The sequence below is a fragment of the Delftia sp. RIT313 genome, from assembly GCF_000632165.1.
Taxonomy (GTDB): Bacteria; Pseudomonadota; Gammaproteobacteria; order Burkholderiales; family Burkholderiaceae_C; genus Comamonas; species Comamonas acidovorans.
The window spans coordinates 14,708-31,960 of sequence record NZ_JFYT01000077.1 but is presented as its reverse complement, the minus strand read 5'-3'; the positions used below and the strand labels follow the sequence as shown (position 1 = coordinate 31,960).

Sequence of the window (17,253 nt, the reverse complement as noted above, 5' to 3'; positions counted from 1 at the left end):
GCGGTGGCGGCGGGGGCGGCGGGGGCCGTGGCACCGGCCAGGTGCCGCAATTGCTCCAGCGCCTGCGCCAGCGCAGCGCCAGCCGGGGCCACCGTGCGCTGGGCCAGCAGCTCGCGCAGGCGCTGCACGCTGCGCGCCAGCCGCTCGGGCTGCACGGGCTTGAGCAGATAGTCCACGGCCTGGGCCTCGAAGGCGTCCATGGCGTACTGGTCATAGGCGGTCACGAAGACCAGGATGGGAAACGGCTGCGCCTCGGGCCAGGCGTCGGCCAGTTCGGCAGCGGCCTCCAGGCCGCTCTGGCCCGGCATGCGGATGTCGAAGAACAGCACATCAGGCTGCAGCGCCAGCGCCTGCCGGGCGGCACTCAGGCCGTCGCCCACCATGGCGGCAATCTGCAGCTCGGGCCAGGCGCGGGCCAGGGCCTGGCGCAGGTCCTCGGCCAGCAGGGGTTCGTCTTCGGCGATCAGGGCGCGGGGGGAGTGGGTCATTTCAACCGGCGTTGGCAATGGTGATTTTGGCTAGCGTGCCGCCTTCGGGCAGGGCGGCCAGTTCGAAGTGCGCGGCGTCGCCATAGCGGCTGGCCAGGCGCTCGCGCAGCTGGGCCGTGCCGAAGCGGCTGCCGGGCAGGGCGGGCGCTCCGGAATCCAGGCCCATGCCGTTGTCGGCCACGGTCAACTCCAGCGGGCCACCGGCGGTGCGGCGCGCGCGCACGGCGATATGCCCGCCTTCCAGCTTGGGCTCCAGTCCGTGGCGTATGCAGTTTTCCACCAGGGGCTGCAGCAGCAGCGGCGGCACGGGTACCTGGGCCAGGTCCTCGGGCAGGTCCAGCGTGTATTGCAGGCGCGGGCCCATGCGGATGGACATCAGCGCCAGGTAGTCGCGCAGGCGTGCGAACTCTTCGCCCAGCGCATGCTCGGTGCTGCGCGAGCCGCCCAGCGTGGCGCGCAGGTAGGCGATCAGATGGTCCAGCATGGCCTGGGCGCGCTGCGGGTCGCTGGCCACCAGCACGCGCAGGTTGGCCAGGGTGTTGAACAGCATGTGCGGCTCCAGCTGGGCCTGCAGCAGGGTGAGTTTGGCCTCGGCCGCCTGGCGGCGGGCCTGCTCGGCCTGCATCTGCAGGTGGCGCGAGTAGCCCAGCAGGAAGAAGGCCAGCGACATCACCGTGCTGGCGACGATGGTGACGGCCAGCGGTATCCACAGACGGTGCATCAGGGCCGTGCTGGCGTCGGGATCGGCCCACTGCCTGTAGGCCGTGCCGATCAGCGATCCGATCACGAACCCCGTCACGATGCCGGCCACCACCAGCGCGGCGCCGCGCCAGCCGCCGGGCCAGGGAATGTCCTGGCCCCGCGTCAGGCGCCAGCGGCCCAGTTCGATGGTGAGCCAGCTGGTCAGGCCAATCGACAGCGAGTAGATGAGGTTCACGTCCCAGCGGCCGTGGTTGCTCAGGCTGAATGCGGCGGCAATCAGGGCGCAGGCCGAGGTCGTTGCGATGCCGTGGCGCAGCAGCGTGGTCCGTTCCACGATGTGGCCCTGTGCGGCCCGCTGGGATGGGGCGTTGGATGCGAGGTCGGGCATGGAGAGCAATGGTAGTCCCATGGCGTCGCTCAGCGGGCGCGGCCCTGGCGTGACTGCAGCGCCTGCCGCTCGCGCTCCACCATGCGCCCGTGCCAGCCGTTGCCCGGCAGGGCCAGCCAGACCACGGCCCCGTGGATGGCCAGCCCCAGGCCCCAGCCCAGGGCCGGGAAGATGGCCCAGTGCCTGCCCTGGGACAGCGACAGCGCCGCCAGCCCGAGGTTGACCAGCACATAGACGCTGGCGTGGATCATCCAGCCCATCTTGGCGCCTGCGCGGCGGCGCGCCATGCGCTCCAGGGCATCGTCGTCGTGGCGGGCAGAGGGATCGAGGGGATGTAGGGGATCAAGGGTGCGCATGGGAAGTTCTCCGTCAGGGGGAAGGAAAGCGGCGTCAGGCCAGGCCCAGCTGCTGCCACAGCAGGTCGCCCAGGTAGCGGCCGGGCAGCAGGGTGAACAGGCCCGCCACGACGCAGGCGCCGATGTAGACGCTGCGCATGATCTTGCGGTGGCCGGCGATGTTGCCGTGGTACAGGTGCCAGAACGAGCGGCCCAGGCCGGCAAAGGTCAGCGGCACCAGCAGGTGGACGGGCGTGTAGCCGGCCCAGTTGGGCAGGCGGTAGTCGCGGATGAAGCAGGCGGACACCGCCGCGCAGACCATGAGCGTGACGAAGGCGTAGCCGGCCGCGCGGTGCAGGCGGGGATGGACGGCGGCCTGGCGGCGTGCCAGCAGGGCGATGGCACCCGTGGCCGTGGCCCCGAGGGCGGCACTCATGTGGATGGCGATCAGCGGTGTCATTTGCATGGCGGTGTCCTGGCGTGCGGCCCGGTTCTGCGGGCCTGTATGGGACAGGACTGTCGCTGCCGGACGCGGGCCGGGCCAGCGCCATGCGACGGACGGGCGCCGGCAGGGTGCCAGATGCATCGGGGCGCCGCGAGCTGCAGGGATCTCCGTGGTCGTTGGAAGATTGCGGCTATGGGGAGTGCGCACAAACTATTGCGAAGGGCCTTTGAATTCAATCACTTGGAGGATTGCTTCGATGCAACAGATTGAGAAAATTCATAGCAGCGCCCTAACGTGGTTGGTAAGCTAACGGATTCTGTAAATCATTCTCAGTATCATCCTCATGCCCTCCATCCGCCCGATTTCCCTGGCCGTTCTCTGCCTGTGCAGCCAGCAGGCCCTGATTGCCCAGACCCGGGGCGGCGACCCCGTGCTGGAGGCCGTGACGGTGGAGGCCAGTGCCGACGCATCGGCCCAGGGCCTGTCCAAGCCCTTCGCAGGCGGCCAGGTGGCCACGGGGGCGCGCAACGGCGTGCTGGGCACGCTGGACTGGAAGAATTCCTCCTTCTCCACCACCAGCTACACGCAGCAGCTGATCGAAGACACCCAGTCCAAGAGCGTGGGCGACGTGCTGCTCAACGACCCGGGCGTGCGCCAGGCGCGCGGCTTCGGCAACTTCCAGGAGCTGTATGTGCTGCGCGGCTTCCCTGTGTACTCGGACGACATCGCCTACAACGGCCTGTACGGCCTGCTGCCGCGCCAGTACATTGCCTCGGAGTTCTTCGAGCGCGTGGAGGTGCTGCGCGGCGCCAACGCCTTCCTCAATGGCGCGGCACCGGGCGGCAGCGGCATTGGCGGCACCATCAGCCTGCTGCCCAAGCGCGCCGGCAACGAAGCGCTGACGCGCGTGGGCGCCGGCATCCAGACGGGCGGCCAGGCCTTTGTCTCCACCGACATCTCGCGCCGCTTCGGCCCTGACCAGAGCACCGGCATCCGCCTGAACGCCGTGCGCCGCGACGGCGGCACGGGCGTGGATGGCGAAGACCGCTCGCTCACCGGCCTGGGCGTGGGCCTGGACTGGCGCAGCCGCAACGTGCGCCTGTCGGGCGACGTGGGCTACCAGCGCAACAGCTACAACGGCGGCCGCCCCAGCGTGACGCCGGGCAGCTTCATCCCGGCCGTGCCCGACAACAAGACCAACTACGGCCAGAACTGGTCGTACTCCACCGAGCGCGACCTGTTCGCCACGCTGCGCGCCGAATGGGACATCAACGACACCACCACGGCCTGGGCCGCCGGCGGCCTGCGCCGCGGCAAGGAAGACAACTCCCTGAGCGGCGTGACCGTGAGCAATGCGGCCGGCGACACCACGGGCACGCGCTTCGACAACAAGCGCAAGGACAGCGTGGGCACGGGCGAGGTCGGCATCCGCACGCGCCTGGCCACGGGCAGCGTGGGCCACGAGCTGGTTGCCACGGCCAGCACCTACTCGGCCACCGAGCGCAATGCCTGGGGCATGGGCTTTGGCGTGGTCAACAACATCTACAACCCCTGGAGCAGCGCGCGCCCCGCCATGACGCTGTTCGGCGGCAACCTGGCCGATCCCACGCGTGCGGGCGAAACCCAACTCAACAGCTTTGCCATCGGCGACACGCTGACGATGCTGGACGAGCGCCTGCGCCTGACCGTGGGCGTGCGCCGCCAGAGCATCGAGCAAAGCAGCTACGACTACAACACGGGCGCGCAGACCGACAACTACAAGAAGTCGGCCACCACGCCCATGCTGGGCCTGGTGTTCAAGACCAGCGAGAACACCTCGGTCTACGCCAACTACATCGAAGGCCTGACCAAGGGCGCCGTGGCGCCGCAGACGGCCAACGACCTGCCCGTGTCCAACGGAGGCCAGGTGTTCGCGCCCTACAAGTCGCGCCAGAAGGAAATCGGCTTCAAGTGGCAGGGCCGGCAGCTGGGCGCCACGGTGGCGCTGTACACCACGGACATGCCTTCGGCCTATGTGGCCAACCAGGTCTTCGGCCAGTACGGCAAGCAGCGCAACAGCGGCCTGGAGGCCACGGTCTTCGGCGAAACCGTCAAGGGCCTGCGCGTGCTGGGCGGCGTGACCTTCAGCGAAGCCAAGATCCGCGAGGCCGCCGATGCCGCAACCATCGGCAACTACGCCATCGGCGTGCCCAAGCGCCTGCTCAACCTGGGCGTGGACTGGGATGTGCCCGGCGTCTCGGGCCTGGCCCTCAATGCGCGCGTGATGCACACCTCCAGCCAGTACGCCAACGGCGCCAACACGCTGAAGGTGGCCTCGTGGACGCGCACCGACATCGGCGCGCGTTATCTCATGGACATCGGCAACAACCGCCTGCTGACCCTGCGCGCGCGCATCGACAACCTGTTCGACAAGGGCTACTGGTCGTCGGTGGGCGGCTACCCGGGCGCCAACTACCTGGTGCAGTCCATGCCGCGCACCTTCTCGCTGAGCGCATCGGTGGACTTCTGAGCCGGAGCGATCTGAAGCATGCGCGCGTTGTGGACGGTGGTGCACCGCTGGATTGGCCTGGTGCTGGCCGGTTTCCTCACCATGGCCGGCCTCACCGGGGCCGTGCTGTCCTGGGACCATGAAATCGACGAATGGCTCAACGCCGACATGCTGGAGACCCCGGCACGCGGCCCGCTGAAGACCCCGCTGGAGCTGGCCGCCGTGGTGCAGGCCAGCGAGCCGCGCGCCGAGATCAGCTACATGACCCTGGGCCTGGTCGAGGGCGAAGCCGCCATGTTCATGGTGCGCCCCCGGCCCGACCCGGCCACGGGCCAGGCGCCTGCGCTGGGCTATGACACGGTCTTCGTCGACCCGGTCAGCGGCCACATCACCGGCCAGCGCAACGGGCGCAGCTTCGCGCTCAGCCAGCGCAACCTCATGCCCTGGCTGCGCCACCTGCACGAAAGCCTGCTGGCCCCGCGCTTTTGGGGCACGGACCGCTGGGGCTACTGGTTCATGGGCAGCCTGGCCCTGCTGTGGGTGGCCGACAGCTTTGTCGCGCTGCTGCTGACCTTTCCCGTCAAGCTCAGGAAAAGCGCCCCGCGCCTGACGGCGGCCGTGGGATCGTGGTGGCGCCGCTGGCTGCCCTCATGGCGCGTGCGCTGGGGCGGCGGCGCCTACAAGCTCAACTTCGACCTGCACCGCGCGGGCGGCCTGTGGGTCTGGGCCGTCATCGTCATCGTGGCCTTCACCTCGTTCTCGCTGAACCTGTACCGCGAAGTCTTCTACCCGGTGATGAGCACCGTCTCCACCACCACGCCCGGCCCCTACGAAACCCTCAAGCCCGCGCCCCAGGGCACGCTCCTCGTGCCCAAGGTCTCGTTCGCCCAGGCCATCGCCATCGCCCAGAGCGAGGCCAAGCGCCTGGGCTTCGCCCAGCCCGCAGGCGGCATCTGGTGGGGCGGGGACTTCCCGTTCTACAACATCTCCTTCTTCGACCCGCACGACGAAACCGGCGCCATGGGCATGGGCCTGTCCAACATCTACGTCAGCTCGGACAACGGCGAAGTCCTGGGCACCTACCGCCCCTGGCACGGCACGGCCGCCGATGTCTTCGTCCAGCTGCAGCTGCCCCTGCACAGCGGCCGCATCCTCGGCACCCCCGGCCGCGTGCTCATGTCCTTCGTCGGCGTGCTCGTCGCCATCCTGTCGATCACCGGCGTCATCATCTGGTGGCGCAAGCGAAGAGCTAGGAAGATGACCCCCTGAGCGGCTGCGCCGCTTCCCCCTTCTCGCTTCGCGGAGGGGGACGCAGCCCTCACTGCGGGGCGGCCCTTGCTCGGCTGCCCGCGCTTGATCCCTGCGAGTTTGAACGGCTGTCGGTAGTGCACGGCTCCATTGATAGCCAAATCAGAAAACTATCCGCCTAAACAGCAAAGCCACCGAAAACGGTGGCTTTTTGCAATGCTTGACGGGCTCAAGGCCATCCCGACTGGCGCGCCCCAAAGCGAGGGACACCGAGGAAGGGCCGCCCCGCAGCGAGGGTGTCGTCCCCCCCGCGCAGCGAGAGGGGGAAGGCGCGCAGCGCCTCAGGGGGTCAGTCCTTCTTCAAGCACTCGCTCATGAACGCCTTGCGCTCATCACCCTTCTTGCCCGTGGCGTCCACGTTGCAGGTCTTCATGCGTTCCTGCTGGCGCTTCTTGCCGTCGGACAGGCAGGACTTCATGAACTCCTTGCGTTCATCGCCTTTCTTGCCGGTGGCTTCGGTGTTGCAGGTGCCCATCAGCTTTTGCTGGGCCGTGGGAGCCTTGTCCCCTGCGGCCATGCCCATGCTGCAGGCCAGGGAGACAACTGCCAGAACAACGATTTTTTTCATGATGGAATGGTTTTGAAGGCGCGCTGAAGTCCAGCGCACCCACATTGCAGCACAGTGCCGGGCGCGCAGCAACGTCGCGGGCCCGGCGTTGTAAAAGTTTGCGATTGCCGCTGACAGGCGGGCAGGCGGACACCGGCAGGCCATGGCCAGCGCAGATAATGGCCCACTTTTGCATTGCGACAGGACGCTTGCCGTGGACATTCTTTTGCTGGTCAAGGCCGCCATCATGGGCATCGTGGAAGGACTGACGGAGTTCCTTCCCATCTCTTCCACCGGGCACCTCATCCTTGCAGGCTCGCTGCTGGGCTTCGACGATGCCAAGGCCAAGGTCTTCGACATCGCCATCCAGACCGGCGCCATCTTCGCCGTGGTGCTGGTGTACTGGCAAAAGATCCGCTCCACCGTGGTCGACCTGCCCACCAGCCGCCAGGCGCAGCGGCTCACGCTGAACGTCATCATCGGCTTCCTGCCGGCCGTGGTGCTGGCGCTGATCTTCGGCAAGTTCATCAAGGCGCACCTGTTCACGCCCACCGTGGTGGCCACTACCTTCATCCTGGGCGGCTTCGTCATCCTGTGGGCCGAGCGCCGGCCCGCCTCGGCCATGCGCGTGCAGACCGTGGACGAGATGACGCCGCTCGATGCCCTCAAGGTCGGCCTGGTGCAGTGCCTGGCCATGATTCCCGGCACCAGCCGCAGCGGCGCCACCATCATCGGCGGCATGCTCATGGGCCTGTCGCGCAAGGCGGCCACCGACTTTTCGTTCTTCCTGGCCATTCCCACGCTGATCGGCGCCGGCGTCTACAGCCTCTACAAGGAGCGCGCACTGCTGTCGGCGGCCGACATCCCCATGTTCGCCGTGGGCCTGGTGTTCTCCTTCATCAGCGCCTGGCTGTGCGTGCGCTGGCTGCTGCGCTACATCTCCACCAACAGCTTCGTACCGTTTGCCTGGTACCGCATCGCCTTCGGCATCATCGTGCTGGTCACGGCCTTCACCGGGGTCGTGAGCTGGAGCGAGGTTTGACCCAGGCTTGGGCGAAGGGCCCCAGGCATTCCTCAGGCACCAACGCAGAAGGCCACCGCAAGGTGGCCTTTTCACATTCGGGGCGCCCGGTTCAGCCCTCGGGGCCGAGCAGGTTCAGCAGAGATGCCTCGATGGCGGCGGCCGTGGCATGGGGCCGCTCCATGGGGAACAGGTGGCTGCCGTCCAGCATCATCACGCGCCCGCGCGTGATGCGGCGCGTCAGATCCATGCCCACCTGGCGCATCTCCACCGAGGCACGCCCGCCGATGAAGGCCGCCGGGCAGCGCAGCGGATGGTGGTGCAGCAGCGAGGCCAGGTTGTGCGGCAAGGTGTTGTAGATGGCGGTCTCCACCTCGCGCGTGAAGTGCAGTGTGCGCCGGCCGTCCACATCGGCCAGGCCGCCCTGCACATAGTCCTGGAGCACCTGCGGGTGCCATTGCGCAAACACCTTCTTGGCGCGGAAGTAGGTCATGGCCTCGTCATCGCTGTCCCATGCATTGCGGCGGCGGGCGCTGATCTTGCCCGGCGAGACCGAGCCCACCAGCTGCGTGCGCTTGGCCACGCCCACGGCATTGGCGCGCCAGCCGCTGAGCAGGGGCGAGTCGATCAGCAGCACGCCGCGCGCCAGTTCGGGGTGGCGTGCAGCCGTCATCACGCTCAGGAAACCGCCCAGCGAATGCCCGACCAGAAAGACCGGACCGCCCACGCGCTCCACCTCGGCGCGCGTGAACTCGGCCAGTTGCTCGACCAGGTGCGGCCAGTTGTTGGTGACGGGAAAGCGCGGGTCATGGCCGAAGCGCTCCACGCCCTGCGCCGCGATCCCGCGCTCGGCCAGCAGCGAGAACAGCAGCCGGTAGGTGGGCAGCGCAAAGCTGTTGGCATGCGAGAAGACCACGGGCAGCGGTGCCGATTCCGTGCCCGCATCGCTGTCGGCCCGCAGCGCGGGCCGGGCCGCGTTCACGGCTGGGGCTCCTGGCCGGTTCGGTCCGGAGCATCCGGCATGCCTTGCTGGTGGCCGGAGGGTTGCCCGGCGTCCGGCCGCATGGGCGATGCCGGGCCCGGCTGCAGGGGCGTCATGGGCGAGGTGGCCAGCCCGTCGGCCGTGGAGGTGCCCAGGCCGGCACCCGTGCCGCTGTGATAGGGCTGGCGCAGCGCCGCAGGCGGCAGCCGGCCCATGGTGCGCGCGTTGGCGCGCAGGGCGCCGGCCGGCGCGGTGACCTTGGTCAGCGGCTGGGCCTGGCGGCTGTGCACGCGAATGGGCACCGCGGAATCGCCGCCATCCCAGGCCGGGTCTTCGATGCTGTCGAAGACATGGCGCAGGCGCTCGCCCCAGCTGTCGTGCAGCATGCGGAAATACGGATTGCTCTCGTCGATGCTGACGATCTTGTCGGAGGCGAAGCGGTCCTTCTCGTACACGATCAGGTCCAGCGGCAGGCCCACCGAGAGGTTGGACTTGAGCGTGCTGTCCATGGACACCAGGGCGCACTTGGCGGCCTCGTCCAGCGGCGTGCGCGGCGTGATCACGCGGTCCAGCACGGGCTTGCCGTACTTGGATTCGCCGATCTGGAAGTAGGGCGTCTCGCTCGTGGCCTCGATGAAGTTGCCTGCCGAGTAGACCTGGAACAGCCGCATGTTCTCGCCCTGGATCTGGCCGCCCAGCACCAGCGAGATATTGAAGTCCACGCCCGAGCGCGACAGCGCCACGCCGTCGCGCTCGAACACATGGCGCACGGCCGCGCCCAGCACGCGGGCCGCGTCGAACATGCTGCGCACGTTCCAGATGGTCAGCATGTCGCCCGTGGCCTCGTCGCGCAGTTGCTGGCTCTCCAGCAGCTCGCGCACCGATTGGGTGATGGACAGGTTGCCGGCCGACAGCAGCACCATGAAGCGGTCGCCGGGGTTCTCGTAGACCATGAGCTTGCGGAACGAGCTGATCTGGTCCAGGCCGGCATTGGTGCGCGAGTCGGCCAGGAAAACCAGGCCGGCGTTGAGCTTGATGGCAACGCAATAAGTCATGGAAGCGTCCGAATCTGCGGAAATGGCAAGTTTAGTGCGAGGCGATTGACCGCGTTCAGGCGGCGATCTTCTTGAGCTGGTAAAGGGCTTCCAGCGCCTCGCGCGGGCTCAGTGCGTCGGGATTGATGGCGGCCAGCGCCTGGGCCAGCGGGTCGTGGCGGCTTTCGGGCTCGGGCATGTCGGGCGCATCGAACAGGTCCACCTGCAGGCGGCCCTCGTCGGCATGGGCCTCCAGTGCCTCCAGCGCATGGCGCGCGTGGTGCAGCACGCCGGCCGGCATGCCCGCCAGCTTGGCCACCTGGATACCGTAGCTGCGGCTGGCCGGCCCGGGCTGGATCTCGTGCAGGAAGACGATGTCCTGGCCCGATTCGGCGGCGCTCACATGCATGTTCACGGCCGCGCGTGCCTTGGCCGGCAGTTCGGTCAGCTCGAAGTAGTGCGTGGCAAACAGCGTGAAGGCGCGCGTCCTGTCGTGCAGCTGGGTGGCGATGCCGCTGGCCAGCGCCAGGCCGTCGAAGGTGCTGGTGCCCCGGCCGATCTCGTCCATCAGCACCAGGCTGTGGGGCGTGGCCGAGTGCAGGATCTGCGCGGCCTCGGTCATCTCCATCATGAAGGTGGACTGGGCATTGGCCAGGTCGTCGGCCGCGCCGATGCGCGTGTGGATGGCGTCGATGGGCCCCAGCCGGCAGCTGGACGCCGGCACATGCGAGCCCATGCTGGCCAGCAGCACGATCAGCGCCACCTGGCGCATATAGGTCGACTTGCCGCCCATGTTGGGGCCGGTGATGACCTGCATGCGCGTGTTGGCGTTCATGCGCGTGTGGTTGGCGATGAAGCTGCCGCTGGAGGTCTCGGCCATGCGGGCTTCCACCACCGGGTGGCGGCCGGCCTCGATCTCGATGCAGGGATGGTTCACGAACTCGGGCGCGCACCAGTTCAGCGTCAGCGAGCGCTCGGCCAGCGTGCACAGCACGTCGATGGCCGCAATGGCGCCGGCCACGCGCGTGAGCGCCGGCACATGGGGCTGCAGCTGGTCCAGCAACTGCTCGTAGAGGAATTTCTCGCGCTGCAGCGCGCGCTCCTGCGCCGACAGGGCCTTGTCCTCGAAGGCCTTGAGCTCGGGCGTGATGTAGCGCTCGGCGTTCTTCAGCGTCTGGCGGCGGCGGTAGCGCTCGGGCACCGCGTCCTTGTAGCTGTTGGTGATTTCTATATAGAAGCCGTGCACCTTGTTGAACTGCACGCGCAGGTTGGGAATGCCGGTCAGCAGCTTTTCCTTGGCCTCCAGCTCCAGCAGGAAGTCGTCGCAGTTGTTCTGGATGGCGCGCAGCTCGTCCAGCTCGGCGTCGTAGCCCGTGGCGAACACGCCGCCGTCGCGCACCAGGGCGGCCGGCTCTTCCATGATGGCGCGCACCAGCAGCTCGGCGCAGCCCTCGGGCGGCTGCAGGTCGGCAAACAGCTGGGTCAGGTGGGCCGAGGGCGTCTGCCCGGCCTGGGCCAGCACGGCGGCCTTGTGCAGCGTGCGGCCCAGTCCCACCAGCTCGCGCGGGCGCACTTGGCGCAGCGCCGTGCGCGCGGTGATGCGCTCCACATCGCTCACGCCCTTGAGCTGCTCGCGCAACTGCTGCCAGGGCGCGGCCATGCCGCCTGCGCTGGCGCCCTGCAGCGCCCGCGTGGCCTCCAGCCGCGCCATGGCCTGCGTGCGGTCGCGGCGCGGCTCCAGCAGCCAGGCCTTGAGCAGGCGGCTGCCCATGCCCGTCATGCAGGTGTCCAGCAGAGAGAACAATGTGGGCGAATCCTCGCCGCGCAGCGTCTTGACCAGCTCCAGGTTGCGGCGCGTGGCCAGCGGCAGCGCAATCAGCTCATCGTCGCGCTGCACCTGCAGAGCGTGGATGTGCGACAGGCTGCGGCCCTGCGTGTGCTCCGCATACGACAGCAGCGCGGCGCTGGCGCCATGGGCCAGCGGCAGGTCCTCGGCCTCCCAGGCCTTGAGGCTGGCGGCGCCCAGCAGCTCCAGCAGCTTGCGCTCGCCCAGGCCGCCGTCAAACTGCCAGTCGGGGCGCGGCGACAGCGGGCAGGCAATGGAGCCGCCATGGCGCAGCGCGAACAGGCTTTGCTCGAAACGCTCGGTCACGCCCGCGCTGTAGATCAGCTCGCTGGGCGCAATGCGCGAAATCCAGGCGCCCAGCTCATCGTGGGAACACTCGGCCAGGTGGATGCGCCCCTGTGTCACCGCCATCCAGGCCAGGCCGCAGCGCTGGCGCCCGGCCGTGTGCAGGGACAGCAAGATCGCCTCGCTCTTGTCCGACAGCAGCTCACTGTCGGTCAGCGTGCCCGGTGTCACCACGCGCACCACCTTGCGTTCCACCGGGCCCTTGGCGGCGCCCACCTCGCCCACCTGCTCGCAGATCGCCACCGACTCGCCCAGCTTGATCAGCCGGCCCAGGTAGTTCTCCAGCGCATGGAAGGGCACGCCCGCCATAGGAATCGGCTGCCCCGCCGTCTGCCCGCGCGTGGTCAGCGTGATATCCAGCAGCCGCGCCACCTTCTCCGCATCCCCGAAGAACAGCTCGTAGAAATCCCCCATGCGGTAGAAAACCAGCGTGTCGGGGTAGTTGATCTTGATGCCCAGGTACTGCTGCATCATGGGCGTGTGCGCCGACAGATCAGGGGCCGGAGAGGGCTGTGTGCTTTGCGAAAGGTCGCTCATTGGCTTGGGAATCAACAGGTTGCGGCGGCATGCAGGTGCCGGGCAGGGCCTGCCTGGGAGGCGCGGGGCCGCAGGAAGGCGCAAATGTTCTTGTGTCGTGCTGCCCGCCTCGGGCCGTACCCATCGTGTGGGGCGTGGTGGCGGACAAAGGTCACATTATTGACTACCCGAGGTTGGACGCCGCGCCAAGGGGGCGTAGATCGCGGCACACAAATGCGCTGCGCTCAATCCAAGGGACCATTTCCGCCGTACGTCGTCACAGGGCTCCTTCTGGCAAATGCTTGGCCCCTTGGTACAGGGCGTGCTGCGCATCCGCCAGGGTGATCACTTCGTCCCCGGTGAGATAGCTCATCAGAACACTGTTGAGTTTCGCGATGCGTGCGCCATAGCAGCGAATCAGCGAGGCGATCTGAATCTGCTCCGGTTCCGTGATCTGGTCTCCCAGCGCTGTCACGGCGTGGGCTGCTGCCTCGATGTCGAACGAGCAACGAATGAGCAACTCATTGGCCCGGTGGCCGCTTCCAAGCAACGGCGATGCCGCTGTGACCGGTGATGCTGTATCTGCCTGGCTGCCGTATGTGTTGACACCGTTGCCAGCCTCCTTGGCTGCAGCAAAGCTGGCCAGGAAACGCAGGTCGTCCAAGGAGTGGGGTAGCTCGTTGTAGGCCCCGAACAGCCGGTCTGCAAATTCAAAGGCGTGTTCCAGCAGTCCATGAACAAAAGCCGCTTCGTCTGCTGCACTGAACCGGTTCTCTCGGAATGTGTCGCTTGCGAACTCCAACTCCGAGCTGATGAGTGCGAGCAGTGAAAGCAGATCCACCCGCACCGGCTCATGGGGACTGCTTGCCGGGCAGCAACCGGGAGCAGGAAGCTGGTTGAGCGCTGCAAATGCCCGGCTGACGTGAGGGCAGGAGTAGCGCTCCTGTGCTCCGTCGTACAGGATGCTTTTCACCGTGTGCTTGAGCACTCCTGCTGCGAACAGGACTGCTTGGTGGGCATCGGCAAGAGAGGCTCGGGCCATGTTGTTTCTGGCTGGGGTGGGCTTGCCTGCAGAGGCTGATGGGTCATTCCTTGCCATGGTTCTCCTCCATTGCCGGGTGCTGTGTGAAGGGGGCTGAACGGATTGCGCGAAGCCCTATACCTGCTCACTGCTTGATGTTTGGCTTCAAAATGAAGTCAATTTTGAATGTATTTTGACTTCATTTTGGTGTCAATACTATTTTGAAGCCGACCCATAGAATTTGTGTCATGGCACAAGACGACTACATCCGCACCGCACTGCGCGTGCCACCTGAGCTGCACCAGGCCCTACACGAGGCGGCGGACAGGACCAGCAAAAGCTTCAATGCCGAAATCAACGAGCGCCTGCAGAGGACCTTCGATGACGAGCGCCTGGCCGCCCAGCGCTTGGCGGCGGAGGCCGGCCTTATGGGCCTCCAAGCCATGCTGGCGATTCATTTGAAGGAGTTCTTCGAACTCCTGCCCGTGGAGGAGCAAGGTAAGCCCGTCAACAAGGCAGTACGGGACGTGGCACAGGCGATCAGCCAGAGCTCTGCGAAGGAAATTGAAGATGCTCTGGGTCACTATGTCCGCATGGAGGATGAGGAACCCCTCAGCCGCATGGCGAGCGCGATTGCGCGTCATCGGGTGGTTTCGGGGGCGCAGGGCGAGCCTATGGTGGATAGGCTTGGCGTAAAGCGGGTGAAGCGCAATACCAAGTCCTGAGGGGGCGTCTGGTTGCCCGCGTTTGCTGGCAGCAGTTTGCTAGGTATGCCTCTTAGGTGAGCCTGACATCCAACAGGAGATGTACGGCTTGCCTCGACTTCGGCGCTGTGCAGTCGGCCGTGCTCAACGAGGCGGCAACGCTGTTCCGCCGCCGGTACTACGCCAACGGCTCGCACGCTGGCTTTATCCTCTATGTGACCGACCCCGCCCAGCATGAGGAAGACATCGAGGCAATGCGCCATCAGCTCATCAAGTCCAAGGGCGTGGGCAACTTCAAGAACCTCTTCTACTACGCGCCCAACGGCAAGGCCGATGGCATCAAGCTGATTCCCATCAGCGAAGTGGCGGCCAAAGACGAATTCGTGAACATCAAGGCCAGCAGCAGGGATGACGTGCTGGCCGCTCATCGGGTTCCGCCCCAGCTGATGGGCATGATGCCGAACAACGTGGGAGGGTTCTGTGATGTCGAAAAGGTGCGAAGGTCTTCGCGCGCAACGAAATCCAGATGCTGCAGTCGCGCATGAAGGATGAACTGAACGCATGGACGGGCATGGTCGTAGGCAGTTTTCGGCCCTACTCGCTTGATGACGATGAAGGTGACTCTCCGACTTGAGTTGACCTTCTGCCGTCGCGCCGAGACCCCGCCCACGCCATAAATATGTGGCTTTCGGCGGCCCTGCCGGCTGGGTGTAGGGCCAAGCGTCGCGCGACCTGCATGCAGTTTCTATCGATGTCTCGTCAGACGGAATTTGACGTAAAAATGCGCGTATCGACGGCTCGCCCTGCGCGCTTGCTAGAACTTCATAGGAACGGGGCTAGCTCAAAGAATGCGAATTTGGTGAAATGCGTCGATGCAGTTAAATGCAAATGATTTTTTAGATTGGCAAAGGGCGTCGAGCTATGGACTCTGAAGAAGAGCGCGTCGAAATTAATAGATTTGTTTTGGCCAGATTAAAGATGGCGCAAGAGCTTCTTGAAGAATCTGATGCGATGTTGGGATTTGCGGGATACGGGAGATCTGAAGAGAATTGGCAGTTGCATCCTCGGCATGAGCGGGAAGGGTTGGTTGTCTACTTGTTACTGACTTGCTTTGATAAGCTTGGACAAAATTCCGAGTACGCAGATTTTCCAAAATGGATAAATTCTGGGAAATATTCTCAGGAGAGAGATCAAGCGTTGGAATCTATAACTGCGGAAATGGGGGCGGTTGAAGCAACAAAATGCTTGTTAAGCTACTATAATTCGCGCTATGGCGTGAAAAGGGCTTTTGAAAACGGAATAAATCGACTGGAAAATAATGTGCGCAGCCGATTAATGTCAACTCTTGATGTCTCGAGAATTCCTGTAATTGAAAACCCTCAGCCAAATACTATTTATCCAGGTCTTCCAGTATCGGAAGAGAGACTGGTGGAAAAGATAAAGATTGAATCAATGTTTCGATTTAGAAACAAATTTACTCACAGTTTGGTACAGTATTTCCGTGCATCGGCACCATTTGTGCAGGGTAACAGATCTTTAGAATCTTCCTGGGTTGCTGAAGTTGATGATGGCAAGATTTGGTACTGGACTTTAGGGAATGAGACTATTGAGATTAATGGTGGGAAATATGGGATAACAATGCATGATTGGCCATTTGTTCTATTTAAAACTTTGTACTCTGCTATTGGTGTGAATTTTGATGTGACGACCATAAATCTGAAATTCATGGTTAGGCTACAAGTCGGCGGCTATGTTCATACTTTTGATGGAATAAGCCATGCTGAATTGAAGGCCTTTGGTGAATTGCCGGATTCTCTGATTTGATGCTGGATTGCATTTAGTGTTGAAATGAAATTAAGACTTGATGCAGTTGACTTGAAATATCAAATAATGATGATATTTGTTAAATTGATCTGTATCGTCAGCGCGTGACGATATCACCCTCTGCAGGGGGAAATTTATCGAGCGAAACTACAGATTTGTGCTCACATTGAGACAGGCCTTGCTGTGAAGAACCGATGAAGCGTAGCTTTTAGCTAGATAAAAATTACAGAGGAGAAACGGCTCGTTGCATCATGGGCGTGTACGCCGAAAGATTGGGAGCCGGGGAGGGCTGTCTGTTTTGCGAGAGGTCGCTCGTTGGCCAGGGAATCAACGGGTTGCAGCGGCGCGAAGGCGCTAGGCGAGACCTGCCTGGACGGCAGGGAATAACCACGTGAGCACAGGCGTGCGGGGTCAATGCCTTACCCCGCCACTTCCCACTCCTGCGGAAACTCCATCCCATCATCCTTGGCAATCTTCCTGAGGATATGCAGGCAGGCGCTTTGCAGATCCTGCACCACGGCTTGCCGGGCGGCGGGGCCGTCCCTTTGCTCCAGCGCATGGATCAGCCGGATGTGCGGATGTTCGGCCGCGCGGGCGTAGGTGCCACGGTACAGGTAGCGCACGGAGGGGCCGCACTTGAGCCACAGCAGGCCGATGAGGCTGGCCAGCACGGGCTGCTGCGCGGCTTCGATGATGGAGAAGTGGAAGCGCTCGTTGGCGATCAGCGTGGCGTCGTCGTCCACGGCGATGGATTTTTCCAGGTCCTGGTGCAGCTGGGTGAGGGTGTCGATGAAGCCCTGGCCCGGATGGCGGCTGGCGGCGGCTGCGGCAGCGCGGCCTTCCAGTTCGATGCGCAGGGCGATGATTTCCACATACTGCTCCACGCTGAGCACGGGCACGGTGGCCACGCCGCGGTCGTCCAGGTCCAGGGCGCCTTCGGAGGCCAGGCGCTGTATGGCATCACGCACGGGCGTGGGGCTGATGCCGAACTCTTCGGCCAGGCTGCGGTAGACGAGGCGCTGCGCGGGTTGCAGCTGGCCTCTCACGATGGCGTCACGGATCTGCAGATAGGTTTTTTCGGCAAGGGTCTGATTGGTTCGGATCTGTGAAAAAACGCTGGACATCGGGCCTCCGCAACTGCTTGGGCGCAATGGTACCTCCCGGGGGATGGTGGGATGGCCGTCACATCCGAGCGTGACTGGTCCACGGGCTAACCCCATGTTTGGTGTTTGATGCATCAAGTACCATGCATCAAAATC

At 64.8% G+C, this 17,253-nt stretch carries 15 protein-coding genes and 1 pseudogene; 6 read left to right on the top strand and 10 right to left on the bottom strand.

Going from position 1 to position 17,253, the window contains the following annotated elements; translation table 11 throughout:
* The 4 genes from BW39_RS23055 to BW39_RS23040 all read right to left on the bottom strand — a co-directional run.
* On the bottom strand, positions 1-488 hold a 488-nt coding region (locus tag BW39_RS23055), incomplete at its 3' end, for a LytR/AlgR family response regulator transcription factor (protein WP_043824529.1).
* A 1-nt stretch (position 489) separates the two neighbouring features.
* Positions 490-1,578, bottom strand: a complete 1,089-nt coding sequence (locus BW39_RS23050) for a sensor histidine kinase (RefSeq protein ID WP_043824527.1) — start codon at positions 1,576-1,578, stop codon at positions 490-492.
* Between the two features lie 29 nt (positions 1,579-1,607).
* Positions 1,608-1,934, bottom strand: a complete 327-nt coding sequence (locus BW39_RS23045) for a 2TM domain-containing protein (RefSeq protein ID WP_043824525.1) — start codon at positions 1,932-1,934, stop codon at positions 1,608-1,610.
* Positions 1,935-1,968: 34 nt separating this feature from the next.
* Positions 1,969-2,379, bottom strand: coding sequence for a DUF2306 domain-containing protein (locus tag BW39_RS23040; RefSeq protein WP_013803596.1), 411 nt, complete (start codon positions 2,377-2,379; stop codon positions 1,969-1,971).
* Between the two features lie 322 nt (positions 2,380-2,701).
* Between BW39_RS23040 and BW39_RS23035 the strand changes: the two genes are divergently transcribed.
* A complete protein-coding gene (locus tag BW39_RS23035) occupies positions 2,702-4,867 on the top strand; it encodes a TonB-dependent receptor (RefSeq protein ID WP_043824523.1) in 2,166 nt (721 codons plus the stop codon).
* Positions 4,868-4,885: 18 nt separating this feature from the next.
* Entirely contained in the window at positions 4,886-6,115 is a 1,230-nt protein-coding gene (locus tag BW39_RS23030; RefSeq protein ID WP_043824522.1) for a PepSY-associated TM helix domain-containing protein, read from the top strand.
* A gap of 328 nt (positions 6,116-6,443) precedes the next feature.
* Here BW39_RS23030 and BW39_RS23025 read toward each other — a convergent pair whose 3' ends face one another.
* Complete coding sequence (locus BW39_RS23025) at positions 6,444-6,722, bottom strand: PsiF family protein (protein ID WP_043781210.1); 279 nt, start codon at positions 6,720-6,722, stop codon at positions 6,444-6,446.
* A gap of 193 nt (positions 6,723-6,915) precedes the next feature.
* Between BW39_RS23025 and BW39_RS23020 the strand changes: the two genes are divergently transcribed.
* Entirely contained in the window at positions 6,916-7,743 is an 828-nt protein-coding gene (locus tag BW39_RS23020) for an undecaprenyl-diphosphate phosphatase (RefSeq protein ID WP_013803592.1), read from the top strand.
* Positions 7,744-7,834: 91 nt separating this feature from the next.
* Here the strand turns inward: BW39_RS23020 and BW39_RS23015 are convergent, their stop codons facing one another.
* The 4 genes from BW39_RS23015 to BW39_RS23000 all read right to left on the bottom strand — a co-directional run bounded on the left by BW39_RS23015 (position 7,835) and on the right by BW39_RS23000 (position 13,487).
* Positions 7,835-8,704 (bottom strand): alpha/beta fold hydrolase, encoded by an 870-nt coding sequence (locus tag BW39_RS23015; protein ID WP_043824520.1) that lies wholly within the window; start codon positions 8,702-8,704, stop codon positions 7,835-7,837.
* Positions 8,701-9,759 carry a proteasome-type protease gene (locus BW39_RS23010; protein ID WP_043824518.1) on the bottom strand — a complete coding sequence of 353 codons (1,059 nt, stop codon included), beginning with the start codon at positions 9,757-9,759 and terminating at the stop codon, positions 8,701-8,703. The genes BW39_RS23015 and BW39_RS23010 overlap by 4 nt, the downstream gene beginning before the upstream one ends.
* Before the next feature lie 55 nt (positions 9,760-9,814).
* Positions 9,815-12,403, bottom strand: coding sequence for a DNA mismatch repair protein MutS (gene mutS, locus BW39_RS23005; protein WP_043824531.1), 2,589 nt, complete (start codon positions 12,401-12,403; stop codon positions 9,815-9,817).
* A gap of 319 nt (positions 12,404-12,722) precedes the next feature.
* The gene (locus BW39_RS23000) at positions 12,723-13,487 is read right to left on the bottom strand and encodes a hypothetical protein (protein WP_043824517.1); all 765 of its coding nucleotides are present in this window, start codon (positions 13,485-13,487) and stop codon (positions 12,723-12,725) included.
* Positions 13,488-13,714: 227 nt separating this feature from the next.
* On the opposite strand from BW39_RS23000, the gene BW39_RS22995 reads away from it, so the two are divergent.
* The 3 genes and pseudogenes from BW39_RS22995 to BW39_RS31345 all read left to right on the top strand — a co-directional run bounded on the left by BW39_RS22995 (position 13,715) and on the right by BW39_RS31345 (position 15,994).
* Positions 13,715-14,191 carry a toxin-antitoxin system HicB family antitoxin gene (locus BW39_RS22995; RefSeq protein WP_043824515.1) on the top strand — a complete coding sequence of 159 codons (477 nt, stop codon included), beginning with the start codon at positions 13,715-13,717 and terminating at the stop codon, positions 14,189-14,191.
* Positions 14,192-14,243: 52 nt separating this feature from the next.
* Positions 14,244-14,804 (top strand): annotated as a pseudogene (locus tag BW39_RS22990) (phage portal protein); the annotation flags it as partial.
* Positions 14,805-15,091: 287 nt separating this feature from the next.
* Complete coding sequence (locus BW39_RS31345) at positions 15,092-15,994, top strand: hypothetical protein (RefSeq protein ID WP_152547311.1); 903 nt, start codon at positions 15,092-15,094, stop codon at positions 15,992-15,994.
* Between the two features lie 419 nt (positions 15,995-16,413).
* On the opposite strand, the gene BW39_RS22985 is transcribed toward BW39_RS31345, so the two are convergent.
* The gene (locus tag BW39_RS22985) at positions 16,414-17,118 is read right to left on the bottom strand and encodes a GntR family transcriptional regulator (protein ID WP_043824513.1); all 705 of its coding nucleotides are present in this window, start codon (positions 17,116-17,118) and stop codon (positions 16,414-16,416) included.
* Positions 17,119-17,253 lie beyond the last annotated feature (135 nt).

Excerpts from the sequence above, each read along its gene's own strand:
- BW39_RS23025 (WP_043781210.1), bottom strand. The coding sequence starts at position 6,722 with ATGAAAAAAATCGTTGTTCTGGCAGTTGTCTCCCTGGCCTGCAGCATG.
- mutS (WP_043824531.1), bottom strand. The coding sequence starts at position 12,403 with ATGATGCAGCAGTACCTGGGCATCAAGATCAACTACCCCGACACGCTG.
- BW39_RS23040 (WP_013803596.1), bottom strand. The coding sequence starts at position 2,379 with ATGCAAATGACACCGCTGATCGCCATCCACATGAGTGCCGCCCTCGGG.
- BW39_RS23035 (WP_043824523.1), top strand. The coding sequence starts at position 2,702 with ATGCCCTCCATCCGCCCGATTTCCCTGGCCGTTCTCTGCCTGTGCAGC.
- BW39_RS23010 (WP_043824518.1), bottom strand. The coding sequence starts at position 9,759 with ATGACTTATTGCGTTGCCATCAAGCTCAACGCCGGCCTGGTTTTCCTG.
- BW39_RS31345 (WP_152547311.1), top strand. The coding sequence starts at position 15,092 with ATGGACTCTGAAGAAGAGCGCGTCGAAATTAATAGATTTGTTTTGGCC.
- BW39_RS23000 (WP_043824517.1), bottom strand. The coding sequence starts at position 13,487 with ATGGCCCGAGCCTCTCTTGCCGATGCCCACCAAGCAGTCCTGTTCGCA.
- BW39_RS23045 (WP_043824525.1), bottom strand. The coding sequence starts at position 1,934 with ATGCGCACCCTTGATCCCCTACATCCCCTCGATCCCTCTGCCCGCCAC.
- BW39_RS22995 (WP_043824515.1), top strand. The coding sequence starts at position 13,715 with ATGGCACAAGACGACTACATCCGCACCGCACTGCGCGTGCCACCTGAG.
- BW39_RS23050 (WP_043824527.1), bottom strand. The coding sequence starts at position 1,578 with ATGCCCGACCTCGCATCCAACGCCCCATCCCAGCGGGCCGCACAGGGC.
- BW39_RS23030 (WP_043824522.1), top strand. The coding sequence starts at position 4,886 with ATGCGCGCGTTGTGGACGGTGGTGCACCGCTGGATTGGCCTGGTGCTG.
- BW39_RS22985 (WP_043824513.1), bottom strand. The coding sequence starts at position 17,118 with ATGTCCAGCGTTTTTTCACAGATCCGAACCAATCAGACCCTTGCCGAA.